General features: G+C 41.7%; 13 protein-coding genes. 11 read left to right on the plus strand and 2 right to left on the minus strand.

Annotated elements, in window-relative coordinates; translation table 11 throughout:
* Positions 1 to 33: 33 nt before the first annotated feature.
* Positions 34 to 4332, plus strand: a complete 4299-nt coding sequence (gene rpoC, locus CLV81_RS19910) for a DNA-directed RNA polymerase subunit beta' (RefSeq protein WP_106147924.1) — start codon at positions 34 to 36, stop codon at positions 4330 to 4332.
* A 61-nt stretch (positions 4333 to 4393) separates the two neighbouring features.
* On the plus strand, positions 4394 to 4711 hold the full coding sequence (locus CLV81_RS19915) for a DUF3467 domain-containing protein (RefSeq protein WP_106147925.1): 318 nt from the start codon (positions 4394 to 4396) through the stop codon (positions 4709 to 4711).
* A gap of 48 nt (positions 4712 to 4759) precedes the next feature.
* Here CLV81_RS19915 and CLV81_RS19920 read toward each other — a convergent pair whose 3' ends face one another.
* Both CLV81_RS19920 and CLV81_RS19925 read right to left on the minus strand, forming a co-directional pair.
* Complete coding sequence (locus CLV81_RS19920; protein ID WP_106147927.1) at positions 4760 to 5191, minus strand: hypothetical protein; 432 nt, start codon at positions 5189 to 5191, stop codon at positions 4760 to 4762.
* Positions 5192 to 5285: 94 nt separating this feature from the next.
* On the minus strand, positions 5286 to 6881 hold the full coding sequence (locus CLV81_RS19925; RefSeq protein ID WP_106148109.1) for a peptide chain release factor 3: 1596 nt from the start codon (positions 6879 to 6881) through the stop codon (positions 5286 to 5288).
* A gap of 387 nt (positions 6882 to 7268) precedes the next feature.
* Here CLV81_RS19925 and CLV81_RS19930 point away from each other — a divergent pair, with 387 nt between their 5' ends.
* The 9 genes from CLV81_RS19930 (at position 7269) to CLV81_RS19970 (ending at position 24442) form a co-directional block, all read left to right on the plus strand.
* A complete protein-coding gene (locus tag CLV81_RS19930; RefSeq protein ID WP_106147929.1) occupies positions 7269 to 10091 on the plus strand; it encodes a gliding motility-associated C-terminal domain-containing protein in 2823 nt (940 codons plus the stop codon).
* Positions 10092 to 10106: 15 nt separating this feature from the next.
* Complete coding sequence (locus CLV81_RS19935; protein ID WP_106147930.1) at positions 10107 to 11057, plus strand: PorP/SprF family type IX secretion system membrane protein; 951 nt, start codon at positions 10107 to 10109, stop codon at positions 11055 to 11057.
* 9 nt (positions 11058 to 11066) lie between these two features.
* Positions 11067 to 13019 carry an OmpA family protein gene (locus tag CLV81_RS19940; protein ID WP_106147932.1) on the plus strand — a complete coding sequence of 651 codons (1953 nt, stop codon included), beginning with the start codon at positions 11067 to 11069 and terminating at the stop codon, positions 13017 to 13019.
* A gap of 221 nt (positions 13020 to 13240) precedes the next feature.
* Positions 13241 to 18721 carry an HYR domain-containing protein gene (locus CLV81_RS19945; RefSeq protein WP_106147934.1) on the plus strand — a complete coding sequence of 1827 codons (5481 nt, stop codon included), beginning with the start codon at positions 13241 to 13243 and terminating at the stop codon, positions 18719 to 18721.
* A gap of 395 nt (positions 18722 to 19116) precedes the next feature.
* The gene (locus CLV81_RS19950; protein ID WP_106147936.1) at positions 19117 to 20430 is read left to right on the plus strand and encodes a hypothetical protein; all 1314 of its coding nucleotides are present in this window, start codon (positions 19117 to 19119) and stop codon (positions 20428 to 20430) included.
* An 84-nt stretch (positions 20431 to 20514) separates the two neighbouring features.
* Positions 20515 to 22476 (plus strand): Ig-like domain-containing protein, encoded by a 1962-nt coding sequence (locus tag CLV81_RS19955; protein WP_106147938.1) that lies wholly within the window; start codon positions 20515 to 20517, stop codon positions 22474 to 22476.
* A 4-nt stretch (positions 22477 to 22480) separates the two neighbouring features.
* The gene (locus CLV81_RS19960) at positions 22481 to 23434 is read left to right on the plus strand and encodes a PorP/SprF family type IX secretion system membrane protein (protein ID WP_245912114.1); all 954 of its coding nucleotides are present in this window, start codon (positions 22481 to 22483) and stop codon (positions 23432 to 23434) included.
* Positions 23435 to 23504: 70 nt separating this feature from the next.
* Entirely contained in the window at positions 23505 to 24044 is a 540-nt protein-coding gene (gene idi, locus CLV81_RS19965) for an isopentenyl-diphosphate Delta-isomerase (RefSeq protein WP_106147942.1), read from the plus strand.
* Positions 24038 to 24442 (plus strand): 6-pyruvoyl trahydropterin synthase family protein, encoded by a 405-nt coding sequence (locus CLV81_RS19970; RefSeq protein WP_106147944.1) that lies wholly within the window; start codon positions 24038 to 24040, stop codon positions 24440 to 24442. Before idi ends, CLV81_RS19970 begins: the two co-directional genes overlap by 7 nt.
* Position 24443 lies beyond the last annotated feature (1 nt).

The raw sequence follows: 24443 nt of genomic DNA on the forward strand, positions 1-24443 counted from the left end.
AAGCATTTTAATCATAATTATCGCAATAGCATTATGGCTAGATTAAAAGATAACAACGTACCAAAAAGGTTTGATAAAATTTCCATCGGATTGGCTTCCCCAGAGTCCATTTTGGCAGAGTCCCGTGGAGAGGTTTTGAAACCTGAGACCATTAACTACAGAACGCACAAACCTGAGCGTGATGGATTGTTCTGCGAGCGTATCTTCGGTCCTGTAAAGGATTACGAATGTGCTTGTGGTAAGTATAAGCGTATCCGTTACCGCGGTATTGTATGTGACCGTTGTGGTGTGGAAGTAACTGAGAAGAAGGTACGTAGGGACCGTGTTGGACATATTAATTTGGTTGTGCCAGTGGCGCACATTTGGTATTTCCGGTCGCTTCCTAATAAAATAGGATACCTTTTGGGATTACCTTCCAAGAAGTTGGATATGATTATCTATTATGAAAGATATGTAGTCATCCAGCCAGGTATAGCCAAAGGCCCAGAAGGTGAGGAAATCAACAAAATGGATTTCTTGACCGAAGAGGAGTACTTGAATATTTTGGAATCTATTCCTTCCGAAAATCAATATTTGGAAGACACTGACCCTAACAAGTTCATCGCTAAAATGGGTGCAGAGTGTCTTATTGATTTGTTGGGTAGAATTGACTTGGAACAGTTGTCTTATGAATTGAGACACAAAGCCAATACAGAGACTTCAAAGCAACGTAAAACTGAAGCTTTAAAGCGACTTCAAGTAGTTGAAGCTTTCCGTGAGTCGCAAGACAATCGTGAAAACCTTCCAGAATGGATGATCATGAAAGTGATTCCGGTAATTCCACCAGAATTACGTCCATTGGTTCCTTTGGATGGTGGTCGTTTCGCTACTTCAGATTTGAATGATTTATACCGTAGGGTAATTATCCGTAACAATCGTTTGAAGCGATTGATGGAAATTAAAGCTCCTGAAGTAATCCTTCGTAACGAAAAAAGGATGCTTCAAGAAGCTGTGGATTCACTTTTCGATAACACAAGAAAAGCTTCTGCGGTAAAAACAGAATCTAACAGACCCCTTAAATCACTTTCTGATTCCTTGAAAGGGAAGCAAGGTCGTTTCCGTCAAAACTTGCTCGGTAAGCGTGTGGACTACTCCGCTCGTTCCGTAATTGTTGTCGGACCGGAAATGAAGTTGTATGAGTGTGGTCTTCCAAAAGATATGGCAGCTGAGCTGTACAAGCCTTTTGTAATCCGTAAGTTGATTGAAAGAGGTATTGTAAAAACAGTTAAGTCTGCCAAAAAGATAATCGACAAGAAAGAACCCGTGGTTTGGGATATCTTGGAAAATGTGCTTAAGGGACACCCGGTACTATTGAACCGTGCCCCCACATTGCACCGTTTGGGAATCCAGGCGTTCCAACCTAAACTGATAGAAGGTAAAGCAATTCGTCTACACCCATTGGCATGTACCGCATTTAACGCGGATTTTGATGGGGATCAGATGGCCGTTCACCTTCCGTTGGGGCCAGAAGCTATTTTGGAAGCACAATTGTTGATGTTGGCTTCTCAGAACATCCTGAACCCGGCAAATGGTTCACCAATTACCGTTCCTTCGCAGGATATGGTTTTGGGTCTATACTACATGACCAAGGAAAGAAAGTCTACTCCAGAAGTGCCTATTAAAGGTGAAGGATTGACCTTCTATTCAGATGAAGAGGTAGTTATTGCTTTCAATGAAGGCAAAGTTGACTTGAACGCAGGTATCAAGGTTCGTGTTAAAGATTTCAATGAAGAAGGAGAGTTAGTTCCTCAAATCATCGAAACCACTACAGGTAGGGTATTGTTTAACAGTGTAGTACCTGAACAAGCAGGTTACATCAACCAGGTTCTTAATAAGAAAGCACTGAGAAATATCATTGGTGATATTTTGGCAGTAACCGATGTTCCTGCTACTGCTGAGTTCTTGGATAAGATTAAAACCATGGGATACGAATTCGCCTTTAAAGGTGGATTGTCCTTTAGTTTAGGAGATATCATCATTCCAGCCGAAAAGCATGAGATGATTGCTGATGCAAACGGTCAGGTAGATGGTATTATGATGAACTATAACATGGGTCTTATCACCAACAACGAACGATACAATCAGGTGATTGACGTTTGGACGTCTACCAATGCGATGTTGACCGAATTGGCTATGAAGCGAATTCGTGAAGATCAGCAGGGATTCAACTCGGTATACATGATGTTGGATTCAGGTGCGAGGGGTTCCAAAGAGCAGATTCGTCAGTTGACCGGTATGCGTGGATTGATGGCAAAGCCGAAAAAATCGACTGCTGGCGGTGGTGAGATTATAGAAAACCCGATTCTTTCCAACTTTAAGGAAGGACTATCGATTTTGGAATATTTTATTTCAACTCACGGTGCGCGTAAAGGTCTAGCGGATACCGCTTTGAAAACTGCGGATGCCGGATATTTGACACGTCGTTTGGTTGACGTTTCACAAGACGTAATCATCAATATCGAAGATTGTGGTACGCTACGTGGAATTGAAGTAGAAGCTCTTAAGAAGAACGAAGAAGTTGTAGAGACCCTTGGCGAAAGAATCTTAGGTAGAGTTTCATTGCATGATGTTTACAATCCACTTACTGAGGAATTAATTCTTAAGGCAGGTCAAGAAATATCTGAAGCAGATGTCAAAAAAGTGAATGCTGCGCCAATTGAGAAAATTGAAGTACGTTCCGCATTGACTTGTGAGGCGCCTAAGGGAATTTGTGCCAAGTGTTACGGTAGAAACCTAGCCACCAATAAAATGGTTCAGCGAGGTGAGGCAGTTGGTGTAGTAGCAGCCCAGTCTATTGGAGAACCTGGTACACAGTTGACATTGAGAACATTCCACGTGGGTGGTATTGCTGGTAACATCTCTGAGGATAACAAGTTGGAAGCTAAGTTTGATGGTGTAGCCGAAATTGAAGATTTGAGAACTGTTGTTGGAGAGAACAGTGAAGGCGAAAAAGCCAACATCGTTATTTCCCGTACTTCTGAGATTAAAGTTGTGGATACCAACACAGGAATCACATTGAGTACAAATAACATTCCTTACGGTTCCCAGCTTTTCGTAAAGAACGGAGCCAAGATTAAGAGTGGTGATGTTATTTGCCAGTGGGATCCTTATAACGGGGTAATCGTATCTGAGTTTACAGGACAAATTGCTTATGAAAACATTGAGCAAGGCGTTACGTATCAGGTAGAGATAGATGAGCAGACCGGTTTCCAAGAAAAAGTGATTTCTGAATCAAGAAACAAGAAACTCATCCCAACGCTATTGATTAAAGATGGTAAAGGAGAGACATTGCGTTCTTATAACTTACCAGTTGGTTCTCATATCATGGTAGATGATGGAGAAAAGATTAAAGAAGGAAAAATCTTGGTGAAAATTCCACGTAAATCTGCAAAAGCAGGTGATATTACCGGAGGTCTTCCAAGAGTTACCGAACTTTTCGAAGCACGTAACCCTTCCAACCCTGCTGTTGTATCTGAGATTGATGGTGTGGTTTCCTTCGGAAAAATCAAGAGAGGTAACCGTGAGATTATCATCGAATCCAAAACTGGTGAAATCAAAAAGTATCTAGTGAAGCTTTCCAATCAGATTTTGGTACAGGAAAACGACTATGTACGTGCCGGTATGCCATTATCCGATGGGTCTATCACTCCTGAGGATATCTTAGCTATCAAAGGACCTTCTGCGGTACAGCAGTACTTGGTGAACGAAGTACAGGAAGTATATCGTTTACAAGGGGTGAAAATCAATGATAAGCACTTTGAGGTAGTTGTACGTCAAATGATGCGTAAAGTACGAATTGAAGATTCAGGGGACACTACCTTCTTGGAGAACCAATTGGTACACAAAGATGATTTCATTCGCGAAAATGATGAGATTTTCGGTAAAAAAGTCATTGAGGATGCTGGAGAATCTGAGAACCTAAAACCAGGACAGATTGTTACTGCTCGAGAATTAAGGGATGAAAATTCCATTTTGCGTAGAGAGGACAAGAACTTGGTTACAGCCAGAGATGCGGTTGCTGCAACGGCAACTCCTATACTTCAAGGTATTACACGTGCCTCACTTCAGACTAAATCATTCATTTCTGCGGCCTCTTTCCAAGAGACAACCAAAGTATTGAACGAAGCAGCAGTAAATGGTAAAGTGGATACATTGGAAGGATTGAAGGAGAATGTAATTGTTGGACATAAGATTCCAGCAGGTACAGGTATGAGGGATTATGATAGCATTATTGTAGGCTCTAAAGAAGAGTACGATGAAATCATGGCCCGAAAAGAGGAATTCAAATTCTAAATCAATACAAACCCTGACCAATCGGTCAGGGTTTTCTTTTTTACTTTAAATTAAAAATAAGATGGCTGATAACAATCAGAATCAAAATCAGAAACAAATCAATATAGAGCTGGACGAAAAAACAGCCGAGGGAATCTACTCCAATTTGGCGATTATCAATCACTCCGTCTCTGAATTTGTAGTTGATTTTATAAGTATGATGCCTGGAGCACCCAAGGCAAAGGTGAAAAGTAGAATCGTACTCACACCACAACATGCTAAAAAGTTTCTTAAAGCTTTAAATGATAATGTCGCTCGCTTTGAAAAGGCCCATGGGACAATCAAGGATTATGAGCAACCTCCCATTCCATTGAATTTTGGACCCACCGGAGAAGCATAGAAAAAGCCTGAACATTTGTTCAGGCATTTTTGATTATAGAAATTCGATTTAACTCAGCCAACCTTTTTGAATTCCTTTTTTGGAGAAGAAGATGAGGTAAAATCCAATAATAACTACAATAAGAGGCATTACATAAGCACTGGGACCGAAAGCTTCAACTGTGTTGGAAAGAAATAACCAGTTCACAAATTGTGCAACGGCTGCAATTAAAGAAATCGTAAAAAGCGGTTTTGCCCATTTTTTACGAATTAGCAGTGCAATTGAACCCAAAATTCCAGAAAAAACAGCAATAGCAAAAGCAGCAGTGGCCCATGCAGGAATTCCCTCGAATACTTCACGTTGGGCTTGCTCTAGCCCTTCCAACATCGCTTCTTTATTGTAAGCTTGATTCAAATAGTTAAAGACCCCCATGGCATTCCATAAAAGGGCAACAATACTTACCACCCAAAACCATATGGGCGGCTTTGCGGAGTTTGTCATAATATTGATTTTTATTGGTTTACGCTGAGGAAGTTACAAAAAATGTGACATCACAGTCTTGGACCAAAATCAATATTAAATAGCAAAGAGTAGTTTAGTTGGATTCTTTTTCCGAAGTAAATCTAAGTTGAACGGAAGGATACTTTTGTTGTGTCATCTGTAATGAAAATGGGGAATCTGCTAAAAAGACCAGTTGTCCTCGTTTGTCTTTAGCCAAAAACTTTTGTTTGATTCGCTTGAATTCCTTGAATTCCTCATTAGATTCATCTTCGGGATCTACCCAACAGGCTTTGTATACCGGAAAGTTCTCATAAGTACATTTAGCCCCATATTCATGCTCTAATCGATATTGAATCACTTCATATTGTAAGGCCCCCACAGTGCCAATTACTTTTCGCCCATTTAGTTCCAAAGTAAACAACTGAGCAACACCTTCGTCCATAAGCTGGTCTATTCCCTTGTTAAGTTGTTTTGCCTTCATGGGGTCCGCATTGTTAATATAGCGAAAATGCTCGGGTGAAAAACTGGGTATGCCTCTATAATTCAGTTTTTCTCCGCTGGTTAAAGTGTCCCCAATCTTAAAATTCCCGGTATCATGTAATCCTACAATATCACCAGGGTACGAAACATCAACAATCTCTTTCTTTTCAGCAAAAAAGGCATTTGGACTGGAGAATTTCAATTTTTTGTCATGCCTAACATGCAGATAGGGCTTGTTTCTTTCAAAAGTTCCGGAAACCACCTTGATGAAAGCAAGTCTATCCCGGTGCTTAGGGTCCATATTGGCATGTATTTTAAAAACAAAACCGGAGAAATCATTTTCTGAAGCTTCTACGAGTCGCTCTTCGGCCATTTTGGCTCTTGGTGATGGAGCTATTTGGATAAAACAATCCAATAATTCTCGCACCCCAAAATTGTTCAAAGCAGAACCAAAGAAAACAGGTTGTTGCTCTCCTTTCAAGTAGGCCTCTTGATTAAATGTAGGATAAACACCACTGACCAATTCAAGATTGTCCCTGAGCTCTGAAGCTGCGGACTCACCAATTATATTTTCAAGTTCAGAACTTTCTAAATCATCAAATGCTATGGTTTCTTCAATATTCTGTTTGCTATTTCCGCTAAATAGGTTGATGTTCTTTTCAAAGATGTTGTAGATACCCTTAAAATCATAACCCATTCCAATGGGGAAACTTAACGGTGTCACGGAAAGACCAAGTTTCTGCTCTACTTCGTCCAATAAATCAAACGCGTCCTTTCCCTCGCGATCAAGCTTGTTAATAAAGACAATCATGGGAATATTGCGCATTCTGCATACCTGAACAAGTTTTTCGGTTTGTTCCTCCACACCTTTGGCTACATCAATGACTACAATAACGCTATCCACTGCGGTTAAGGTTCTGAATGTATCTTCCGCAAAGTCTTTGTGTCCGGGTGTATCCAGGATATTGATTTTTTTGTCTTTATAAATAAAGGCAAGCACAGAAGTTGCTACGGAAATACCACGTTGTCGTTCTATTTCCATAAAATCACTGGTTGCGGACTTTTTGATTTTGTTGTTCTTCACCGCACCGGCTTCTTGGATAGCACCACCGAACAATAACAATTTTTCGGTTAGTGTGGTTTTCCCGGCATCGGGGTGGGATATAATTCCAAAAGTCCGTCTTCGTTCTATTTCAGTGCCAAAATCCATGTAAAAAATTTCGGCAAAAATAAGATAATTGAATCTATTGTCGCAGAAAAACAACGGTTTGAAAACTGTTGAAAGAATGAAGAAAAAAAACAATTCAAAATCCCATTTTTAGGAAAAAGTGGGGTACTTTTCCATTTCGTAAACAAACTCAATTTCGACTTCAAAAATCCAAATTAAGATTGGATACGTATCCATATATGTGGTTGGTAATATTGTGTAAATGGCACTTTATCGATTAAAGTAGGTGAAAACTCTCAAATGCTTTAATTATGTCATTCGGTTCGTAGAAACCTACGCAAAACCGCAGTTTTAGGAGTGGAATGCCCCAATTCTTATTCTTAAGTTTAGCCTCCCGCCATGGTGATTAGTTGACCAAAACTGTCATTTATGGAAACCATTTCTTCTGTTATAAAAGGAATTAAAGCTTTTGTTGCTACATTTTTTTTAATACCACTATTTGTTTCTTTAAGCTCTTTCGGTATAAATGAAACTAGTGCTGATAAACAGGACAAGGTAAGTACTCATAGCCAAACTAGCACAAAATGTAAAATCCTGAATACCGACCATTGTGGGAATCCCAACAAAAATCACCTTTTGGGGTTGAAAAATGGATTATTTGATTCTAGCGATAATGTATCCTTATACTTTGAATCCTTTGCAGATGGTACTGGTCTTATTTCTGGAACCACCCAATTAGGAAATTGTGTGGCCGAAGTATATGTTGTATTGGAAGGAAAGAAAGATTGGGGAGCTTGGAGCGCTAATGGTGGTGATTTTAAAGGTGGGGGTTGTTCTGGAGCTTTGGCTGAGAATCAAACCTACTATTTGATTGATGAAAGTAAAAGTTTCATATCACTTTTAGGTTCAGATTGTGGTTATGAAGGTGTATTAAAAGTTTCTAATCGAACAGGCCTTGGTGCATCGGGAAACTATGGGGTTCAAATTGGCCCTGGTGGAGCATTGTATCATTCAGAAAATGAAGCAGAAGGTCTTTCGGCTTGGGTTTGGATAGGTCCAGAAGGAGACGAAGAACGATGGGAAATAGACTTCAGTTTTCTTTTTGATTGCCAAGGTCCCGGTGAAGACGACCCGGACATGGCCGGTCCTGATACTGACGGGGACGGTGTTATTGATTTGGTGGATTTGGATGACGACAATGATGGTATTTTGGACACGGTGGAATGTGGTTCTTTGGATTTTGAACGTATACGACCAGCCGATTTAGGTTTTCCAAATAATGCTTCAGATTTATCTGTAACAAATCTGGATATAAGTTCAAAGTTCAATCTTCCGGCTGGAAGCATACTGGTCAGTGTAACAAATGGTATGACTTCCGATTCGGGTTCTTTTTCCATAGATAAGGATAATCCAATTCGATTTGATTTTACTGGGACAGTTCCGGTTAGAATAAAACCCTCCCACTCCAGAGGTCTAAGTGTTGGGCGTTCTGATGGAATTGTAGCTCTGGATAATGCACATTATGAATTCATAGGTAATCCAGAAAACGTAATTGTTGAAGAAAATGACAACGTTTTTTCGGTTACTGCTTCTGGTTCCAATAGTGAGGATTTTGTTTGGCAATCTGTTTCATTTGCATCAAGTATAGAGTTTTTCACAACGAATAAGGCAATTACCAATTTTATTGAGATTAGGATTGCTCCTGGTCTATGCCAAGACAGTGACGGTGACGGCCGTCCGGACAGCCTTGACATCGACAGTGACGATGATGGCATCCCGGACAACGTTGAGGCGCAGCCGACCAATGGCTATGTCCCTCCCACGGGCCAGGACGACGACAATGACGGTCTGGACAATGCCTACGAGGGCAGTGGGGACGAGGGCCTCACCCCTGAGAACACGGACGGCGAGGACGAGCCGGACTATCTGGACGACGACTCTGACAACGACCTAGTTGCGGACAACAACGAGGGCAACGACTTCAACTTCGACGGCGTTCCGGACCAGCAGTTCACGGGCACCGATACGGACAACGACGGTCTCGATGACGGCTATGAGGGCAGTGACGTGAACGACGGCTACGATGTGAACGACGAGATAGACGACCCTGCGAACGACCTTCCTGACACGGACGGCACGGAGGACGTGAACTATAGGGACTTCGACGATGACGGCGACGGTATCGACACCCCGGACGAGGACGCGGACGAGGACGGCGACCCTACCGATGACGACACCGATGGTGACGGCACCCCCGACTACCTTGATCCCGACAACGGTCCGGACACGGACGGGGACGGTGTTCCCGATGTTGTTGACATCGACGATGACAACGACGGTATACTGGATGTGGTTGAGGAGCCGCTAGGTGACAGTGACGGTGACGGCCGTCCGGACAGCCTTGACATCGACAGTGACGATGATGGCATCCCGGACAACGTTGAGGCGCAGCCGACCAATGGCTATGTCCCTCCCACGGGCCAGGACGACGACAATGACGGTCTGGACAATGCCTACGAGGGCAGTGGGGACGAGGGCCTCACCCCTGAGAACACGGACGGCGAGGACGAGCCGGACTATCTGGACGACGACTCTGACAACGACCTAGTTGCGGACAACAACGAGGGCAACGACTTCAACTTCGACGGCGTTCCGGACCAGCAGTTCACGGGCACCGATACGGACAACGACGGTCTCGATGACGGCTATGAGGGCAGTGACGTGAACGACGGCTACGATGTGAACGACGAGATAGACGACCCTGCGAACGACCTTCCTGACACGGACGGCACGGAGGACGTGAACTATAGGGACTTCGACGATGACGGCGACGGTATCGACACCCCGGACGAGGACGCGGACGAGGACGGCGACCCTACCGATGACGACACCGATGGTGACGGCACCCCCGACTACCTTGATCCCGATAACAATCCTGGACCTCCTACACAGGAAGTGGAAGTCAACCAATTGGTGACGCCAAATGGAGATGGTAGAAATGACTTCTTATTTATCAGAGGATTGGAATTGGTACGAAGCAGCACGCTTCAAATCTTCAACAGATGGGGTGTAAAAGTCTATGATGGTGAAAATTACAATAATGTGAACAATGTATTTGATGGACGATCAAGGGGAAGATCTACATTGAGTGTCAACGATTTTCTACCCTCAGGGGTATATTTTTATATCTTTGAATACGAAACCGATGAAGGCAGATTCACAGATTCCGAATTCTTATACATAAGCCAATAACTTACTTGATATAGCATGAATAGAAGATATTTTTGGGTCCTTCTCTCGTTTCTTGCGATAACCTTAAACTCGGTTTTTGCACAACAAGATGCCCAATACACCCAGTATATGTTTAATACCTTGAGTGTTAATCCGGCTTATGCTGGTTCAAGGGGACAGTTAAGTTTCGCTGGTTTGTATCGTTCCCAATGGGTTGGGCTGGAAGGTGCTCCAGAAACCTTTACGGTAAACCTTCACTCACCTATCCGAAACAGTAGACTGGGTTATGGAATCTCAATAGTAAATGATAATATTGGTGATGGTGTGGTTCAAGAAACCTATCTAGATGCCGTGTTATCTTATACAATTGATGTTTCTTTGGATGCCAAGCTTTCTTTCGGATTAAAAGCAGGTGGAAATATGCTTAGCTTGGACTTTAATGGTCTTCGTAATTTTGATCAGGAAGTAGTAAGTCAAGAAAACATTGATAATCAGTTTTCTCCAAACTTTGGTTTGGGTGTTTATTATCATACGGATAGGTTTTATGCGGGTCTATCTGCTCCAAATATTTTGGAAACTGAGTTCTTTGATAATAGTGCAGGAGATTCAAACTCAGTGAATTTTTTGGCTACAGAGCGAATTAACTTTTACTTTATCACTGGATATGTATTTGACTTGAATAGTCAATTGAAATTCAAACCTGCTTTGTTAACTAAAGCTGTGGGGGGAGCTCCTTTGCAAGTAGATATGTCAGCTAACTTCTTGTTTGCCGATCGTTTTAGTTTTGGAGCTGCATATAGATGGGATGCTGCGGTTAGCGCTTTGGCTGGATTTCAAATCACGGACCAGATTATGCTGGGACTGGCCTATGACCGGGAAACAACCGAGCTGGGTGGAACGCAGTTTAATGATGGATCGTTTGAAGTGTTTTTACGATTGGAACTGCTGAAAGCATTCCAAAGAACCGTTTCTCCAAGATTCTTTTAAAACCGGGATATGATAAAAAGAGTATTCTTAATTCTTTTTGTATTGGTTGGAAGCTCAGTGCAGCTTACTGCACAAGAAGAGGAAATTGAAGACAAGTTACAGGCTCGGGTAAAAGCAAAGGCTGATGAACGATATGACGAGTATTCCTTTAGTCCGGCAATTGACATTTATAAAAAGGTGTTGGACAAAGGCTATTCCTCACCTGATTTGTTGAAGCGTCTGGCCAACTCCTACTATTTCAATGCTAAGTATGAGGAGGCTGCAAATGTTTATAAAAAGCTGATAGAAACCTTTCCCGAAGATACTGAAGCGGATTTTTTCTTTAGGTATGCACAATCTCTAAAAACACTGGGTGATTATGATGAATCGGCCAAGGTGATGGCTAAATTCAAACAAATGGCATCATCTTTAGAAGTTGATTTTGATGAAGACTACTTGGATAAGATTGAAGCAAATTCTGGAAGATACGATATTGCACCTTTCAAATATAATAGTAAGTACACGGATTTCGCAGCTTCGTATTACGAAAAGGGATTGATTTTCGCTTCCGATAGGGATACCGGAAATCTGGCACGGTATAGGCATACATGGAACTCTCGAGACTTTTTGGATTTATACAAGGTAAATGCTGATAGTATCTCAAATGACAATGTTGTCAAACTTGAAGGAGATGTTAATACCAGGTTGCATGAATCCACATCGGTGGTGACTAAAGATGGCTCAGTGATGTACTTCACAAGAAATAACTTTCTGGACGGAAAGAAGTACAAAGATGAAAAAGGAGTAATTCGACTGAAGATATATAGTGCCGAATACATTGATGGGGAGTGGACAAATATTGTCGAACTACCTTTTAATAACAATTCGTATTCTATCGCTCACCCTGTTCTAAGTCCCGATGAAAAGAGACTGTACTTTGTTTCAGACATGCCAGGGTCATATGGAGAATCGGATATTTTCATGACAGAGATAATTGGTGATGGTACATATGGGCCCATTGTCAACTTAGGAAAAAACATCAACACCGGAGCTAGAGAAACCTTCCCATTCATCACTAAGGATGGTGTGTTGTACTTCTCTTCGGATGGACATTCTGGCCTTGGAGGTTTGGACATTTTTGCAACTAAAATTGCTTTTGATGAATATGATCAGCCAATTGTAAACGTTGGAAGACCTATTAACGGACCAACAGATGATTTTGCTTTTATCATAAATAATGAAGAAAAGGAAGGGTACTTTTCTTCTAACAGGGAAGGAGGCATGGGCGAGGATGATATTTACCACTTCTTTGAGACCAAGCCGTTGGTTTTGGACTGTATCCAAGAAGTTACGGGAACTGTACGAGATCGAATTTCAAATGAAATTTTGGCAGGTGCAACCGTAAAACTTATTGATGAAGAGAACCGAGAGTTGACTTCTACTATAACTGATTCAAAAGGGAACTATGTGCTTCAATTGGATTGCTCAAAAGGAAATTTTGTAAGAGCATCAAGGGATGGTTACGTACCCGCCGAAGAATACCTGACTAAATCCTATGGAAAACCAAGAATAGTTGATTTTTACTTGGAGAGGGATGTTGTTACCGGAGGTTTTGGGGATGATTTGGCCAAACTTTTGCAGCTGAGTACCATTTATTTTGATTTGAATAAGTTCAATATTAGACCAGATGCGGAGATTGAGATTCAAAAGGTGATTGTTGCCATGGAAAAGTATCCTAGTCTAAAGATACAAGTCAATTCACATACAGATAGTAGAGGGAACGACGCCTACAACCTTTGGTTATCCAAAAAACGAGCTGAATCTACGGTAGATTATATGATTTCCAAAGGGATTTCACCAGATCGGTTGGAAGGGGTAGGATATGGAGAAACCAGACTGGTCAATGAATGCGAGAATGGAGTACAATGTTCCAGAGATAAGCATCAATTGAACAGACGTTCCGAGTTCATAATTTTTGAGTAACAGTTGGTCTATTACGTCCAATAAAATGGCAGCTTCATCGATAAACGGAGCGTGTTTTTTTTGGCTTTTTTCTTTGACTTACTTCGATTTTAGTAGGCTACATATTCCAAATTGGAGCTTATACAACATTTTTTGGGCTACACCCTAATACCCTTCTATTTTTAGCATCCATAAGAAGACTTTCGTTGCTATGGAGGAAGTTTTCGTGCTAAAATCCATAGATGAATTCACCAAGCAAAAGAAATCTTTTAGTATTCTTCCTTTTTTTTGGCACTTTGCTATGCTCTGGGCAGACTACCATTTGGTTGGAAAACTTCGAAGATAACAGCACCGGGAATCAGACAGGGTCAGGAGAAGGTATTAGCACAGCTACTTGGTCTACCAATGATGGGGATGTGGATGTTCGTACTTCTGGCGGCACACAAGTCCTGAGAGGACAGAATACAGACAATACTACTGCACGTTGGACTACGAATACCATCAATATAGCAGGTTATTCCAATGTTTCATTTAGTTTGGACGTCGGTCAAGGAGGAACTTTGGATTTTGGTCAAGACGTATTTCAGATAGAATATCGAATTGACGGAGGTACTTACATTGAGATTGAAAACGCCTCCGGAGATAATTCTCCATCCGACCCTATACAATCTTCTTATTCTGTAACTGGGCTGTCAGGAAGTACCTTGGAGTTCAGGATAACCTTTTATAATACCGGAGGTTCTGAATTATACGAGATAGATAATATTAGAGTCCAAGGTGACCCTTTGAATACTACCTGTAACACGATTACATCCTCACCAGGTTCTACTATAAGTGATTTAACGACCTTAAACTCAAATTTAAGTGGTTTTGGTGCGGGAACCATTACAGATGTCTATGTGACCCTGGACATTACGCATACTTGGGATGAAGATTTGGATATTAGCCTGACGAGTCCATCGGGGACCACAGTATTGCTTTCTAGCGATAACGGCGGCAGTGGTGATGATTATACCAACACGATTTTTGACGACGCTGGCGCAACGGCGGTAACTGCAGGAACTGCCCCATTTGATGGCATTTATAGACCAGAAGGTAATCTCTCTGATTTCGATGGTGAAAATCCCAATGGTACCTGGACTCTTTCCATATTTGATGATTTCAGTGGCGACACAGGGACATTAAACAGCTTCTCAATAAGTGTATGTACATCGGCAAGTACCGATTTGGCTGTTACAAAGACGGTAGATGACAATACACCCAAAGAGGGTACTGATATTGTTTATACCCTATCCGTAACCAACAATGGTCCTGGAAACGCTACCAATTTGAGTATTACGGATGTTTTACCTGCTGGGGTTACTTACGTTAGTGATGATGGTTCCTATGTTTCAGGAACTGGAGTTTGGACGATAGGCAATCTAAACAATGGTTCAACGGCCACACTAAATATCACAGCAAATGTAAATTGGGGCACAAATAGTTCTACCATAACGAACACTATTACTGCCGTAAACGCTGATCAAACAGACAGCAATGCCACAGCAGATGATTTAAATGAATCTATTGTGCCAACATTAGATCAGCCACCGGTGTTAACGATTACGGGGAACCAAGTGTATTGCCCTGGAGGTTCTTTAGGTATTGCAGAAACAGTAAGTCTAACAGACCCTGATGATGCCACAATTGATGCGATATATATCCAAATATCATCAGGTTATGTAAATGGAGAGGATTTATTGACTCTTACTGGAACCCATCCAAATATAACTGGGACATGGGATGCTACGGAAGGCGAGCTTACACTTCAGGGGCCCGCTACTTTTCCCGAATTTGAAGCGGCAATCCTTGGTGTAGAATTTTCTAGTAGTAATCCATCACCAACGGGAACTCGACAGTTTTCCATTACACCGGGTACGGCAAACTATTTACCACCAACAGGGCACTACTATGAATTCGTCCCGGATATTGGTATTACATGGACTGATGCAAGAGATGCGGCTGCTTTACGCACGTATTTTGGTCTACAAGGCTATCTAGCCACTTTGACATCACAAGCTGAAGCGGATTTCTCTGGATCACAGGCCCAAGGAGTGGGATGGATTGGAGCTAGTGATGCGGCAACGGAAGGAGATTGGCAATGGGTAACTGGACCGGAAGCTGGAACTACGTTTTGGACGGGTACAGCAGGAGGTACAACGACTCCACCCTTTAATTTTGCATTTTGGAACTCTGGCGAGCCAAATCAATCGGGTAATGAAGACTATGCTCACATTACGGATCCGTCTGTAACTTCATCACCAGGATCCTGGAATGATCTATCTAATACAGGGGCTGGTTCTGGTCCCTATCAACCTCAAGGATATGTAGTGGAGTATGGAGGTACGGTAGGAGACCCGGTTTTAAGCATAACAGGTGTCACTACCGTTACTGTAGACAACGTAGCGCCTACCGCAAGTAATCCTTCGCCAGTAACCGTTTTCTGTTCTGCGGATGTACCCGCATCAGATATTAATATAATCACGGATGAAGCAGATAATTGTACAGCTAATCCTGCTGTCACCTTTATTGGTGATGTTAGTGATGGGGGAACAAATCCAGAAATCATCACTAGGACCTATAGAGTAACAGATGACGCTGGCAATACGGTGGATGTCACCCAAACCATTACCGTAACGCCTATAACGATTAATACACAACCTTCTGATCAAACGGTAAGTCTTGGAAGCAACGCAACTTTCACCACGAGTTCCAGTAATTCGGATACGTATCAATGGCAGGTAAGCACGAATGGTGGAGGTGGCTTTTCCAACATATCTGATGGAGCCGAATATTCAGGAACTAACACCCAAATATTGACCGTTTTAAATGTTGACTTGGCAAAAGACAACTACATTTTTAGAATTTTGGTATCCAATTCTTCAGGTTCTTGTCCCGCAGTCACCTCAAATGAAGCCACATTACTGATTTCCGTAGATTCTGATGGGGATGGTATTGTGGATTCGGCCGATTTGGATGATGATAACGATGGTATCTTGGATTCAGTGGAATGTCCAAATGCATTTACAGTACTGTGGGTGACGAATGGAACCCCAGGAACGGAAGAGCAAAATACAATTAATAAGCTAACGGCCTTAGGTTATACGGTTACTGTGGTAGATGATAATGTTGGAGGAAATGCAAACAACTTTGCCGTAACATTTGTTTATGAAGATGTATTTAGTGGGGACGCTGATGCCAATGTAATGAACATGACGACTACTTCCAACGGTGTAGTGACAAGTGAGCCAGCCTTACATGATGAGATACTTGGTGCCTCAACAGGAGGAAACGGGACTTCGACCGAGGTTGAAATATTGAATAACTCACATCCGATAACAAGTGGACTACCCTTGGGGAACTATAATATTGGAGATGCGCAATATTTCGGAAATGGATTGACTACAGGAACAGTTTTAGGAAGAGATCCGGCCAGTCTTGAAGGATCTGTTGTGATTTGGGATTTAGGAGACGCCATGGAAACGGGTACTGCACCGGGTAAGAGAGCTATAGTACCTCATTCCAATGGGGGAGGGGGATTTAATGCTGCAGGTGAGGACTTGTTGGTAAATGCTATCATTTGGGCGTCTCAGATGGACACAGATGGGGATGGTTTACAGGATTGTGTGGATACGGATAGCGATGGCGATGGTTGTGGTGATGCTGACGAAGCTTACGGTGATGTCGATACGGATTTGGATGATAATGGGAGATATGGTTCTGGTTCTCCTGCCGTCAACGGAGACGGAACTGTGACAGCCGCTTCATATACAACTCCGGTTGATGGAGATAGCAACACTGTTTTGGATTTTTTAGAGGCGGGTACGGCAGCTTCCATAACAACACAACCAACAGATAGTGCAATTTGCCCATCAGGAAATACTTCTTTTACGGTTGCGGCATCAAATGCAGATGCTTTTCAATGGCAATTGTTCAACGGTTCTACTTGGGATGATTTGACCGATTCAGGTATTCATGGAGGTACAACAACTACAACACTTGCTATCACTGGGGCGAACGTTACGGATAACGGTAACCAATATAGAGTTGTGGTTTCAAATTCAAGTTATGTCTGTGGAACTCAAATCTCAAATACTGTAACCTTAACGGTTGAGGATACAACGGCACCCGTCATATCTGGTTGTCCTACTAATATTTCCGTAAATGTGGATAGTGGAACTTGCGGAGCTGTGGTAACTTGGACTCCGCCTACGGCAAATGATAACTGTGGAGGCGTTACCTTAACAAATAATAACTATAATCCAGGAGATAGTTTTCTACCCGGAGTAACAACGGTAGTTTATACAGCTACGGACGATTCTGGAAATTCATCCACTTGTAGCTTCACGGTTACTGTGAATGATAATGAAGCTCCGACAATAAATGGACCTTCGGATATTACGGTCTCTGCAGATTCTGGGGTTTGTGAGGCAGTTGTAAACTATACCCTACCTACCGTAAGCGATAATTGCGCGATGGGTGATGGAACCTTCCCAGTTTTTGAGGATTTTGAAGTTCCAAATAGAAATGCCCTTATAAATGAATGTTGGCAATTTGCGGGTTCAACCGTATCTACAAATAACCCCATCTCTGGTAGCACTAGTATGCGGACCAGTAATTTAATTTCTACAGAGGCCAGAAGATTAATCAGTCCTTTGGTGTATTTAAATGGAAATGGACAAATCACGTTTACCCATAGAATAGACCAAGCCAGAAATAATAATAGAATCACGGTTTCTTTGGTTGATGAGGCCGATGTGGCAACCGTAATTTTTAATGAGGTGTACAGTGACAACAGCGTTCAGACTGAGATTATTGATATTGGTCTTACAGGGAATTATAGAGTAAGATTCGATTTTGAAACAAATAGTAATGCATCTGATCGAGCTCGATTGGATGACCTAACGATTCCTGGACTCAAAGTGGCAGATACATCAGGTTCGGGTGCCTGCCCAGCAGCTACACTTCAAGCGGTTCAAACTGCCGGATTTGCAACCGGTGGAGCCTTTCCTGTGGGAACCACAACAAACACGTATGAAGTAACGGATGCATTTGGTAATACGTCAACTTATAGTTTTGATATTACGGTAACCGATGATGAAAATCCAACGGCAAGTAACCCTGCACCGGTTGCAGTATTCTGTGCTTCGGATGTCCCAGTAGCGGACCCATTGGTCGTTACTGATGAAGCTGATAATTGTACTGCAAATCCAACAGTAACATTTATAGGTGATGTAAGCGACGGTGGAACCAATCCCGAAACAATTACAAGGACCTATAGAGTGGAAGATGCATCAGGTAATACAACAGATGTAACGCAGACAATTACGGTTTCTCAGTTTTTAATAAACACACAACCTGCGAATCTAACGGTTATCGCTGGCAATAATGGTACTTTTTCAGTTACCGCGGTAAATGTGGATACCTACCAATGGCAAGTTAGTACCAACGGAGGTGTTAGTTATTCGGACATTTCAGATGGAACAGAATATACAGGAACCCAAACTGCTACTTTGATTGTAAACTCTCCAGATGTAGACAAAAACGGATATCTTTTTAGGGTAGTTTTGTCGAATTCTACTAGTAGCTGTCCGGATTTAATATCAAATTCGGCTACGCTAACCATTAGGGTGGGGAGGGTTATCACAAATCGTCGCATTACATATCGTGTGAAAAAGAACTGAGACTCATTTTCTGAAAAGATGTATTCTTAACATTTTTCTTCGTTGTAATCCCTAAGAATTAAAGTCCTTTTTAATAGGATTTTCTCCATCAATTTAAATCCTTGGAACCTAACAAAAAACACGGTGAGATTAAAAAATGAATACTCACTTAACCCTTGATTTTGGTGCTTTTATCGACCAAGAGCATAGTAAAAAATAGCTCTTTACAAGATGGATGACCTCAAGATTTCCTCTTTAGACAGTAGGATTTGGGGTGTACACAACAAATATTTTCACCCCCTAAGGGTATAGGTAATTTTGTTAAAGGATGTAGTATGCCCAAATAGGGCAATGCCCAACTAAACAAGTAAATACACCAAATATCTCAACATACGATGTTGCTAAACAATAGCCCCATGAAGAAGTACATCATATTTCTTGCCTTTATTTTATTCTCCACTATAGCATTTGCCCAGACTACGGTCACTCTACAGGATCAATGTAATTGTGAAGTATTGAAAGGAACAGCAGTAAATGTTCCAGGAGCAACTACGCCAACAGGTGCCGATACCGGAGATATTTACGTTAATACCACAACAGGAACTATTTTTTTCTGGGATGGGGACTCCTGGGAACTAACATCAGCAGATAATCAACAATTACAAAGTTTTACATTGGATGGGCTTACCAATGAACTAACACTCACTTTGGAAGATGGAGGAAGTATAGATGTAGATTTAAGTAGTTTGAGTGACACGTTAACGGATACTAATACTACAGTTGTATCATTTGGAATAGATGCGACTAATACAAATCTGGTAATAACAGATTCGGATACAAATACGTTTTCTGTTGCATTGGTTGATTTAGCAGCAATAATTGATACCAACACGGACGACCAGGACCTTGCCCTTGACGGGGCCACGAACACGCTGAGCCTTACCAACGATGCGACGACGGTGGACCTGAGCCCGTACCTTGACAACACGGACAGCCAGGACCTTACGATAAGCGGCAACACGCTGAGCCTTACGGGTGATGCGACGCCTGTGACCCTTCCCACGGCCGACGGTGACGAGACGGTGATCAACGACGGTGTTAACACGACGGTGAACGGTACGGGAACGGCCCTTGACCCCTATACGATCGACGTTCCTAATGAAACAGTGACGTCATTGTCTCAAAATACTACCACGGGTGTAATAAGCTATACAGACGAAGATGGTGGTACACCAGAAACAGCCAATGTAGTAAGTGTTTCCAATACCAATAACGAACTTATTGTAGGAACAGATGGAGGAGCATCTTTTGAGATGACCGATATTGACATAGATGGCGATGGAACAGACGAGGCAACAGTAAATGACGCTATGAACGATATTAGAAAAATTACTGCCACCGCTGGTCGTATTTTCTACCCACCTTCAATTGCCATAGACGTATCAGCATATTCTGGAACACCAATTTTGAATCAAACGATTAATCTCTATGCCCAATATACAGCGCAATTTGGAAGTCCGATGGTTAGAAGTGATGTAGGTGGCGCTAATGAGGCCCCGGCTGCATTACCTACTTATGCATCAAACGAACTCTATTACTATGTGACATTCTTTGACAATACGGTGTTCGCTAATGTAGAGATTGATGCTAATGGTATGATGGAGTATGATATCATTGGAAGTCCAGCGGACTACAACTCTTTAATCAATGTAGTATTCGTGGTAAAATAAGAACAGATAAAGGCTAATAGGATTTTGAATTCAAATAACATATACAAGTCTTTATTCATAGGGTTGCTTATCCTGATATTTGGGATGAACTCCTCCCACGCACAATTTTTACTTCAAGCCCCTTCTGGTGGTGATGAAACTAACTATCAATGGTTTGAGGCTTCGGATTTGGGTACGGTTTTAAGTACAAACTCATTTTATGAAGCCACTCAGCCCGGTGTATACTTTGCCACCTATGATGGTACACTTTGTGAGTCGAACGCAACGGGATATTTTATACTTACGGATTGTAGAGCTCCGGATAATCAAGTTACTTTAGATATTTCAGCTAGTGTGCCTTCAGGAGCCACTATTAATTGGAATCCTACAGTCAGTGGCGACCAAACCCGCCCTGTGGTTACAAGTACTACTTCTGTAGAGCGATATGTAGCCACAATCACAAAAGCCGGAAATAGTAGCGCTTTACCGCGTTTTACTGTAGTTTGTATTAGCCAAGCAGCAACATTGGTTGATGATTTTGTGACCGTGGATGAAGATACCATGGTGATTGTACCAATTTTTGATAATGATTCCGACTTACCTTCTACGGGAACTTTAACGACTACGGCACCAGCTAATGGTTCGATTACTATAGATACCAATGGAACTATAAATGACCCTACGGATGACATCGTAACCTATATACCAAATCCCGATTTCAATGGTGCTGATACATTTGATTACACGGTTTGTAATTCATTAGGTGATTGCAGCACTGCGACGGTTAATGTAGATGTATTACCCATTGTTGATGCTTTTGATGATTCAGTTGTCGTTTTACAGGATACTTCCATCGAAATTGACATATTGGCCAATGACAATGATGTACATTCGTCAGGATCCCTAACCGTGACAATACCAGCCAACGGTACAGCTAATCTTAATACCAATGGCACTCCTTCAGATCCTAGTGATGATACGGTAACTTATGTGCCCAATACTCGGTTTGTAGGGACGGATACATTCCAATACACCATATGTGATTTAAATGGTAATTGCAGTACAGCAACTGTAACGGTAACCGTGACGCCCCCAGGTTCTAATTTAGATACTGATGGAGATGGTATTCTCGATAGTTTCGAAGATTTAAATGCAGATTTGGATAACGATCCTTCAACTGACCCAACAGACTCTGATAGTGATGGTATACCTGACTATTTGGATATTGATAGCGATAATGATGGTATTCCCGATAACGTAGAGGCACAAAGCACAGTAGGATATATACCACCTAGTTTGGTGGATGCTAATGCAAACGGGGTTGATGATGCTTATGAAAACGGAGCAAACATAGGTCTGATACCTGTGGATACCGATGTTGATGGCCTGCCGGACTATGTAGATGATGATAGTGACGGTGATAACATCCCTGACAATATTGAGGGACATGATTTTAATCAGGATGGTGTGGCAGATGTAAATTTTGCGGGCACTGATACTGATGGAGATGGTCTGGATGATGGTTATGAAGGAGGTAGACTGGATGATTCCGATATCAATGATGAAATCAATGACCCATTAAACGACCTGCCCGATACGGATACTGATGGCGAAGTGGATTACCGAGACACCGACGATGATGACGATGGTATTGCTACCGCGGATGAAGACTTGAATTTGGATGGTAGCTATGTAAATGACGATTCCGACAATGATGGCATACCCAATTACCTAGACCCCGATTTAGGGCCTACAGAAGACGACGTACCAGATGTAATTAATGTAATCACTCCTAATGGAGATACAGTACACGATGTGTTGACCATAAGAGGAATTGAAAATTTCCCAAACAATACAGTTAAGATTTATAATAGGTGGGGTGTTCTAGTATTCCAGACGCGGGGATACGATAATAATACGAATACCTTCGATGGTACCTCTACAGGTAGGGTAACAGTTGACAAGGACAACAAATTACCTGTAGGAACCTATTTCTACATTGTGGATTATGAAGACCAAAACGGAAGTATGAAACAACTCTCAGGTTACTTATACATTAACCGTTAAAGAAATGATGATAGTGCAGAAAAATAGAGGAAAGTTAATTCTTGGATTGTTTCTGAGTTGTGTTTTGCTTGCAACCACTCATGTATTTGCTCAACAGGATGCACAGTATACCCAATATATGTACAATACAGTGAGTGTAAATCCTGCTTATGCAGGTTCACGAGGCCATTTGAGTATTGCAGCCCTATATAGAAATCAGTGGGTTGGTTTGGATGGGGCTCCAGAGACGCAGACACTCAATTTACACACCCCGATGGGATACAGAGGAGTAGGCTTGGGGATATCCATAGTAAATGATAAAATTGGACCAACTTCTGAGACCTATTTTGATGTTGACTTTTCATATACCATTCAGACATCTTTTGATGCAAAGCTTAGTTTTGGGTTAAAAGCAAGTGCCCATATGTTGGACATTCGATTTTCAGAACTGGATGAATTTGAAATTGACCCACAACTACAAGCTCAACAGGATATTAGAAATCGGTTCTCTCCCAATATCGGAGCCGGGGTATACTATCACACAGACAATTTTTATGCTGGTTTTTCCGCTCCAAGAATTTTGGAAACCACCCACTTTGATGAATCCTCAGTATCCACAGCCAGGGAGCAGATAAATTGGTATTTCATTACAGGTTATGTGTACGATATTAATCCATTTTTAAAGTTTAAGCCTACAGTATTGACCAAATTGGTACAAGGGGCCCCGTTACAGGTAGATCTTTCCGCTAATTTCATGTTCAATGAGAAGTTTATTGGAGGTGTTGCCTATAGATGGGATGCGGCCTTTAGTGGTCTTTTTGGGTTTCGTATTTCTGATGAAATGCTCATTGGTTTGGCGTATGATAGGGAAATAACCGATTTAGGTGCCACTACATTTAATGATGGATCATTTGAGATTATTCTTCGTTATGATTTTATTCGCAACGTGAGTAACTTAAAGTCTCCACGCTTCTTCTAATCTTCACTTTTTACTTAATATTTAGAATATAGGCCAAGAAGAATTCTTGTAAACACACTATTTTTGTTTCATGAAAGAAGAAAATGTGATATTGGTCAATGAAGATGACCAACCCATAGGTTTAATGCCTAAAATGGAAGCCCATGAAAAAGCTGTGTTACACAGAGCTTTTTCGGTTTTTATAGTGAATGAAGCAGGGGAAATCATGCTGCAACAAAGAGCGGCGGACAAATACCATTCTCCACTTTTATGGACCAACACCTGTTGTAGTCATCAACGGGAAGGTGAAACCAATATAGAAGCTGGGAAACGTAGGTTGCAGGAAGAGATGGGTTTCTCCGTGGATCTTAAGGAACTGTTCTCATTCATTTACAAAGCACCTTTTGACAATGGGCTCACCGAACATGAACTGGATCACGTTATGATTGGGTACTACAACGATGTTCCCAATATCAATCCTAAAGAAGTGGCCAGTTGGAAATGGATGCAACCCTCTGATATCAAAAAAGACATCTCAGAAAATCCTGAAGAGTATACCGCGTGGTTCAAGATTATTTTTGAACGCTTTTATGATTATCTTGTTGAACATAGTGAAAAGTCTTCATGGTAAAAGTCAGTAGAAAAGCACATTTTAATGCTGCCCATCGTTTGTACAATCCAGACTGGAGTTTTGAAAAAAATGAAGCGGTTTTTGGAAAATGTAACAATCCAAGGTACCACGGGCATAACTATGATTTGATTGTCAGTGTAGAGGGAGAAATAAATCCCATCACTGGCTATGTTATGGACATGAAAGTACTTAAGGATTTGATTAAGGAACATGTTGAAGATCAGTTTGACCATAAGAATTTAAATGAGGATGTTTCTGATTTTAAAAACCTAAATCCTACAGCAGAAAACATTGCAGTGGTTATATGGAACAAACTGAGACCTCATATTGAACATAGCAAAAATTTGGAGGTTGTTTTATATGAAACACCCCGTAACTTCGTAACCTATTCAGGCTAGC

This window comes from Flagellimonas meridianipacifica, assembly GCF_003001695.1.
GTDB classification, from domain to species: domain Bacteria; phylum Bacteroidota; class Bacteroidia; order Flavobacteriales; family Flavobacteriaceae; genus Flagellimonas; species Flagellimonas meridianipacifica.

Coding starts and splice junctions, on each gene's coding strand:
- rpoC (WP_106147924.1), top strand. CDS start 34: ATGGCTAGATTAAAAGATAACAACGTACCAAAAAGGTTTGATAAAATT.
- CLV81_RS19915 (WP_106147925.1), top strand. CDS start 4,394: ATGGCTGATAACAATCAGAATCAAAATCAGAAACAAATCAATATAGAG.
- CLV81_RS19920 (WP_106147927.1), bottom strand. CDS start 5,191: ATGACAAACTCCGCAAAGCCGCCCATATGGTTTTGGGTGGTAAGTATT.
- CLV81_RS19925 (WP_106148109.1), bottom strand. CDS start 6,881: ATGGATTTTGGCACTGAAATAGAACGAAGACGGACTTTTGGAATTATA.
- CLV81_RS19930 (WP_106147929.1), top strand. CDS start 7,269: ATGGAAACCATTTCTTCTGTTATAAAAGGAATTAAAGCTTTTGTTGCT.
- CLV81_RS19935 (WP_106147930.1), top strand. CDS start 10,107: ATGAATAGAAGATATTTTTGGGTCCTTCTCTCGTTTCTTGCGATAACC.
- CLV81_RS19940 (WP_106147932.1), top strand. CDS start 11,067: ATGATAAAAAGAGTATTCTTAATTCTTTTTGTATTGGTTGGAAGCTCA.
- CLV81_RS19945 (WP_106147934.1), top strand. CDS start 13,241: ATGAATTCACCAAGCAAAAGAAATCTTTTAGTATTCTTCCTTTTTTTT.
- CLV81_RS19950 (WP_106147936.1), top strand. CDS start 19,117: ATGAAGAAGTACATCATATTTCTTGCCTTTATTTTATTCTCCACTATA.
- CLV81_RS19955 (WP_106147938.1), top strand. CDS start 20,515: ATGAACTCCTCCCACGCACAATTTTTACTTCAAGCCCCTTCTGGTGGT.
- CLV81_RS19960 (WP_245912114.1), top strand. CDS start 22,481: ATGATGATAGTGCAGAAAAATAGAGGAAAGTTAATTCTTGGATTGTTT.
- idi (WP_106147942.1), top strand. CDS start 23,505: ATGAAAGAAGAAAATGTGATATTGGTCAATGAAGATGACCAACCCATA.
- CLV81_RS19970 (WP_106147944.1), top strand. CDS start 24,038: ATGGTAAAAGTCAGTAGAAAAGCACATTTTAATGCTGCCCATCGTTTG.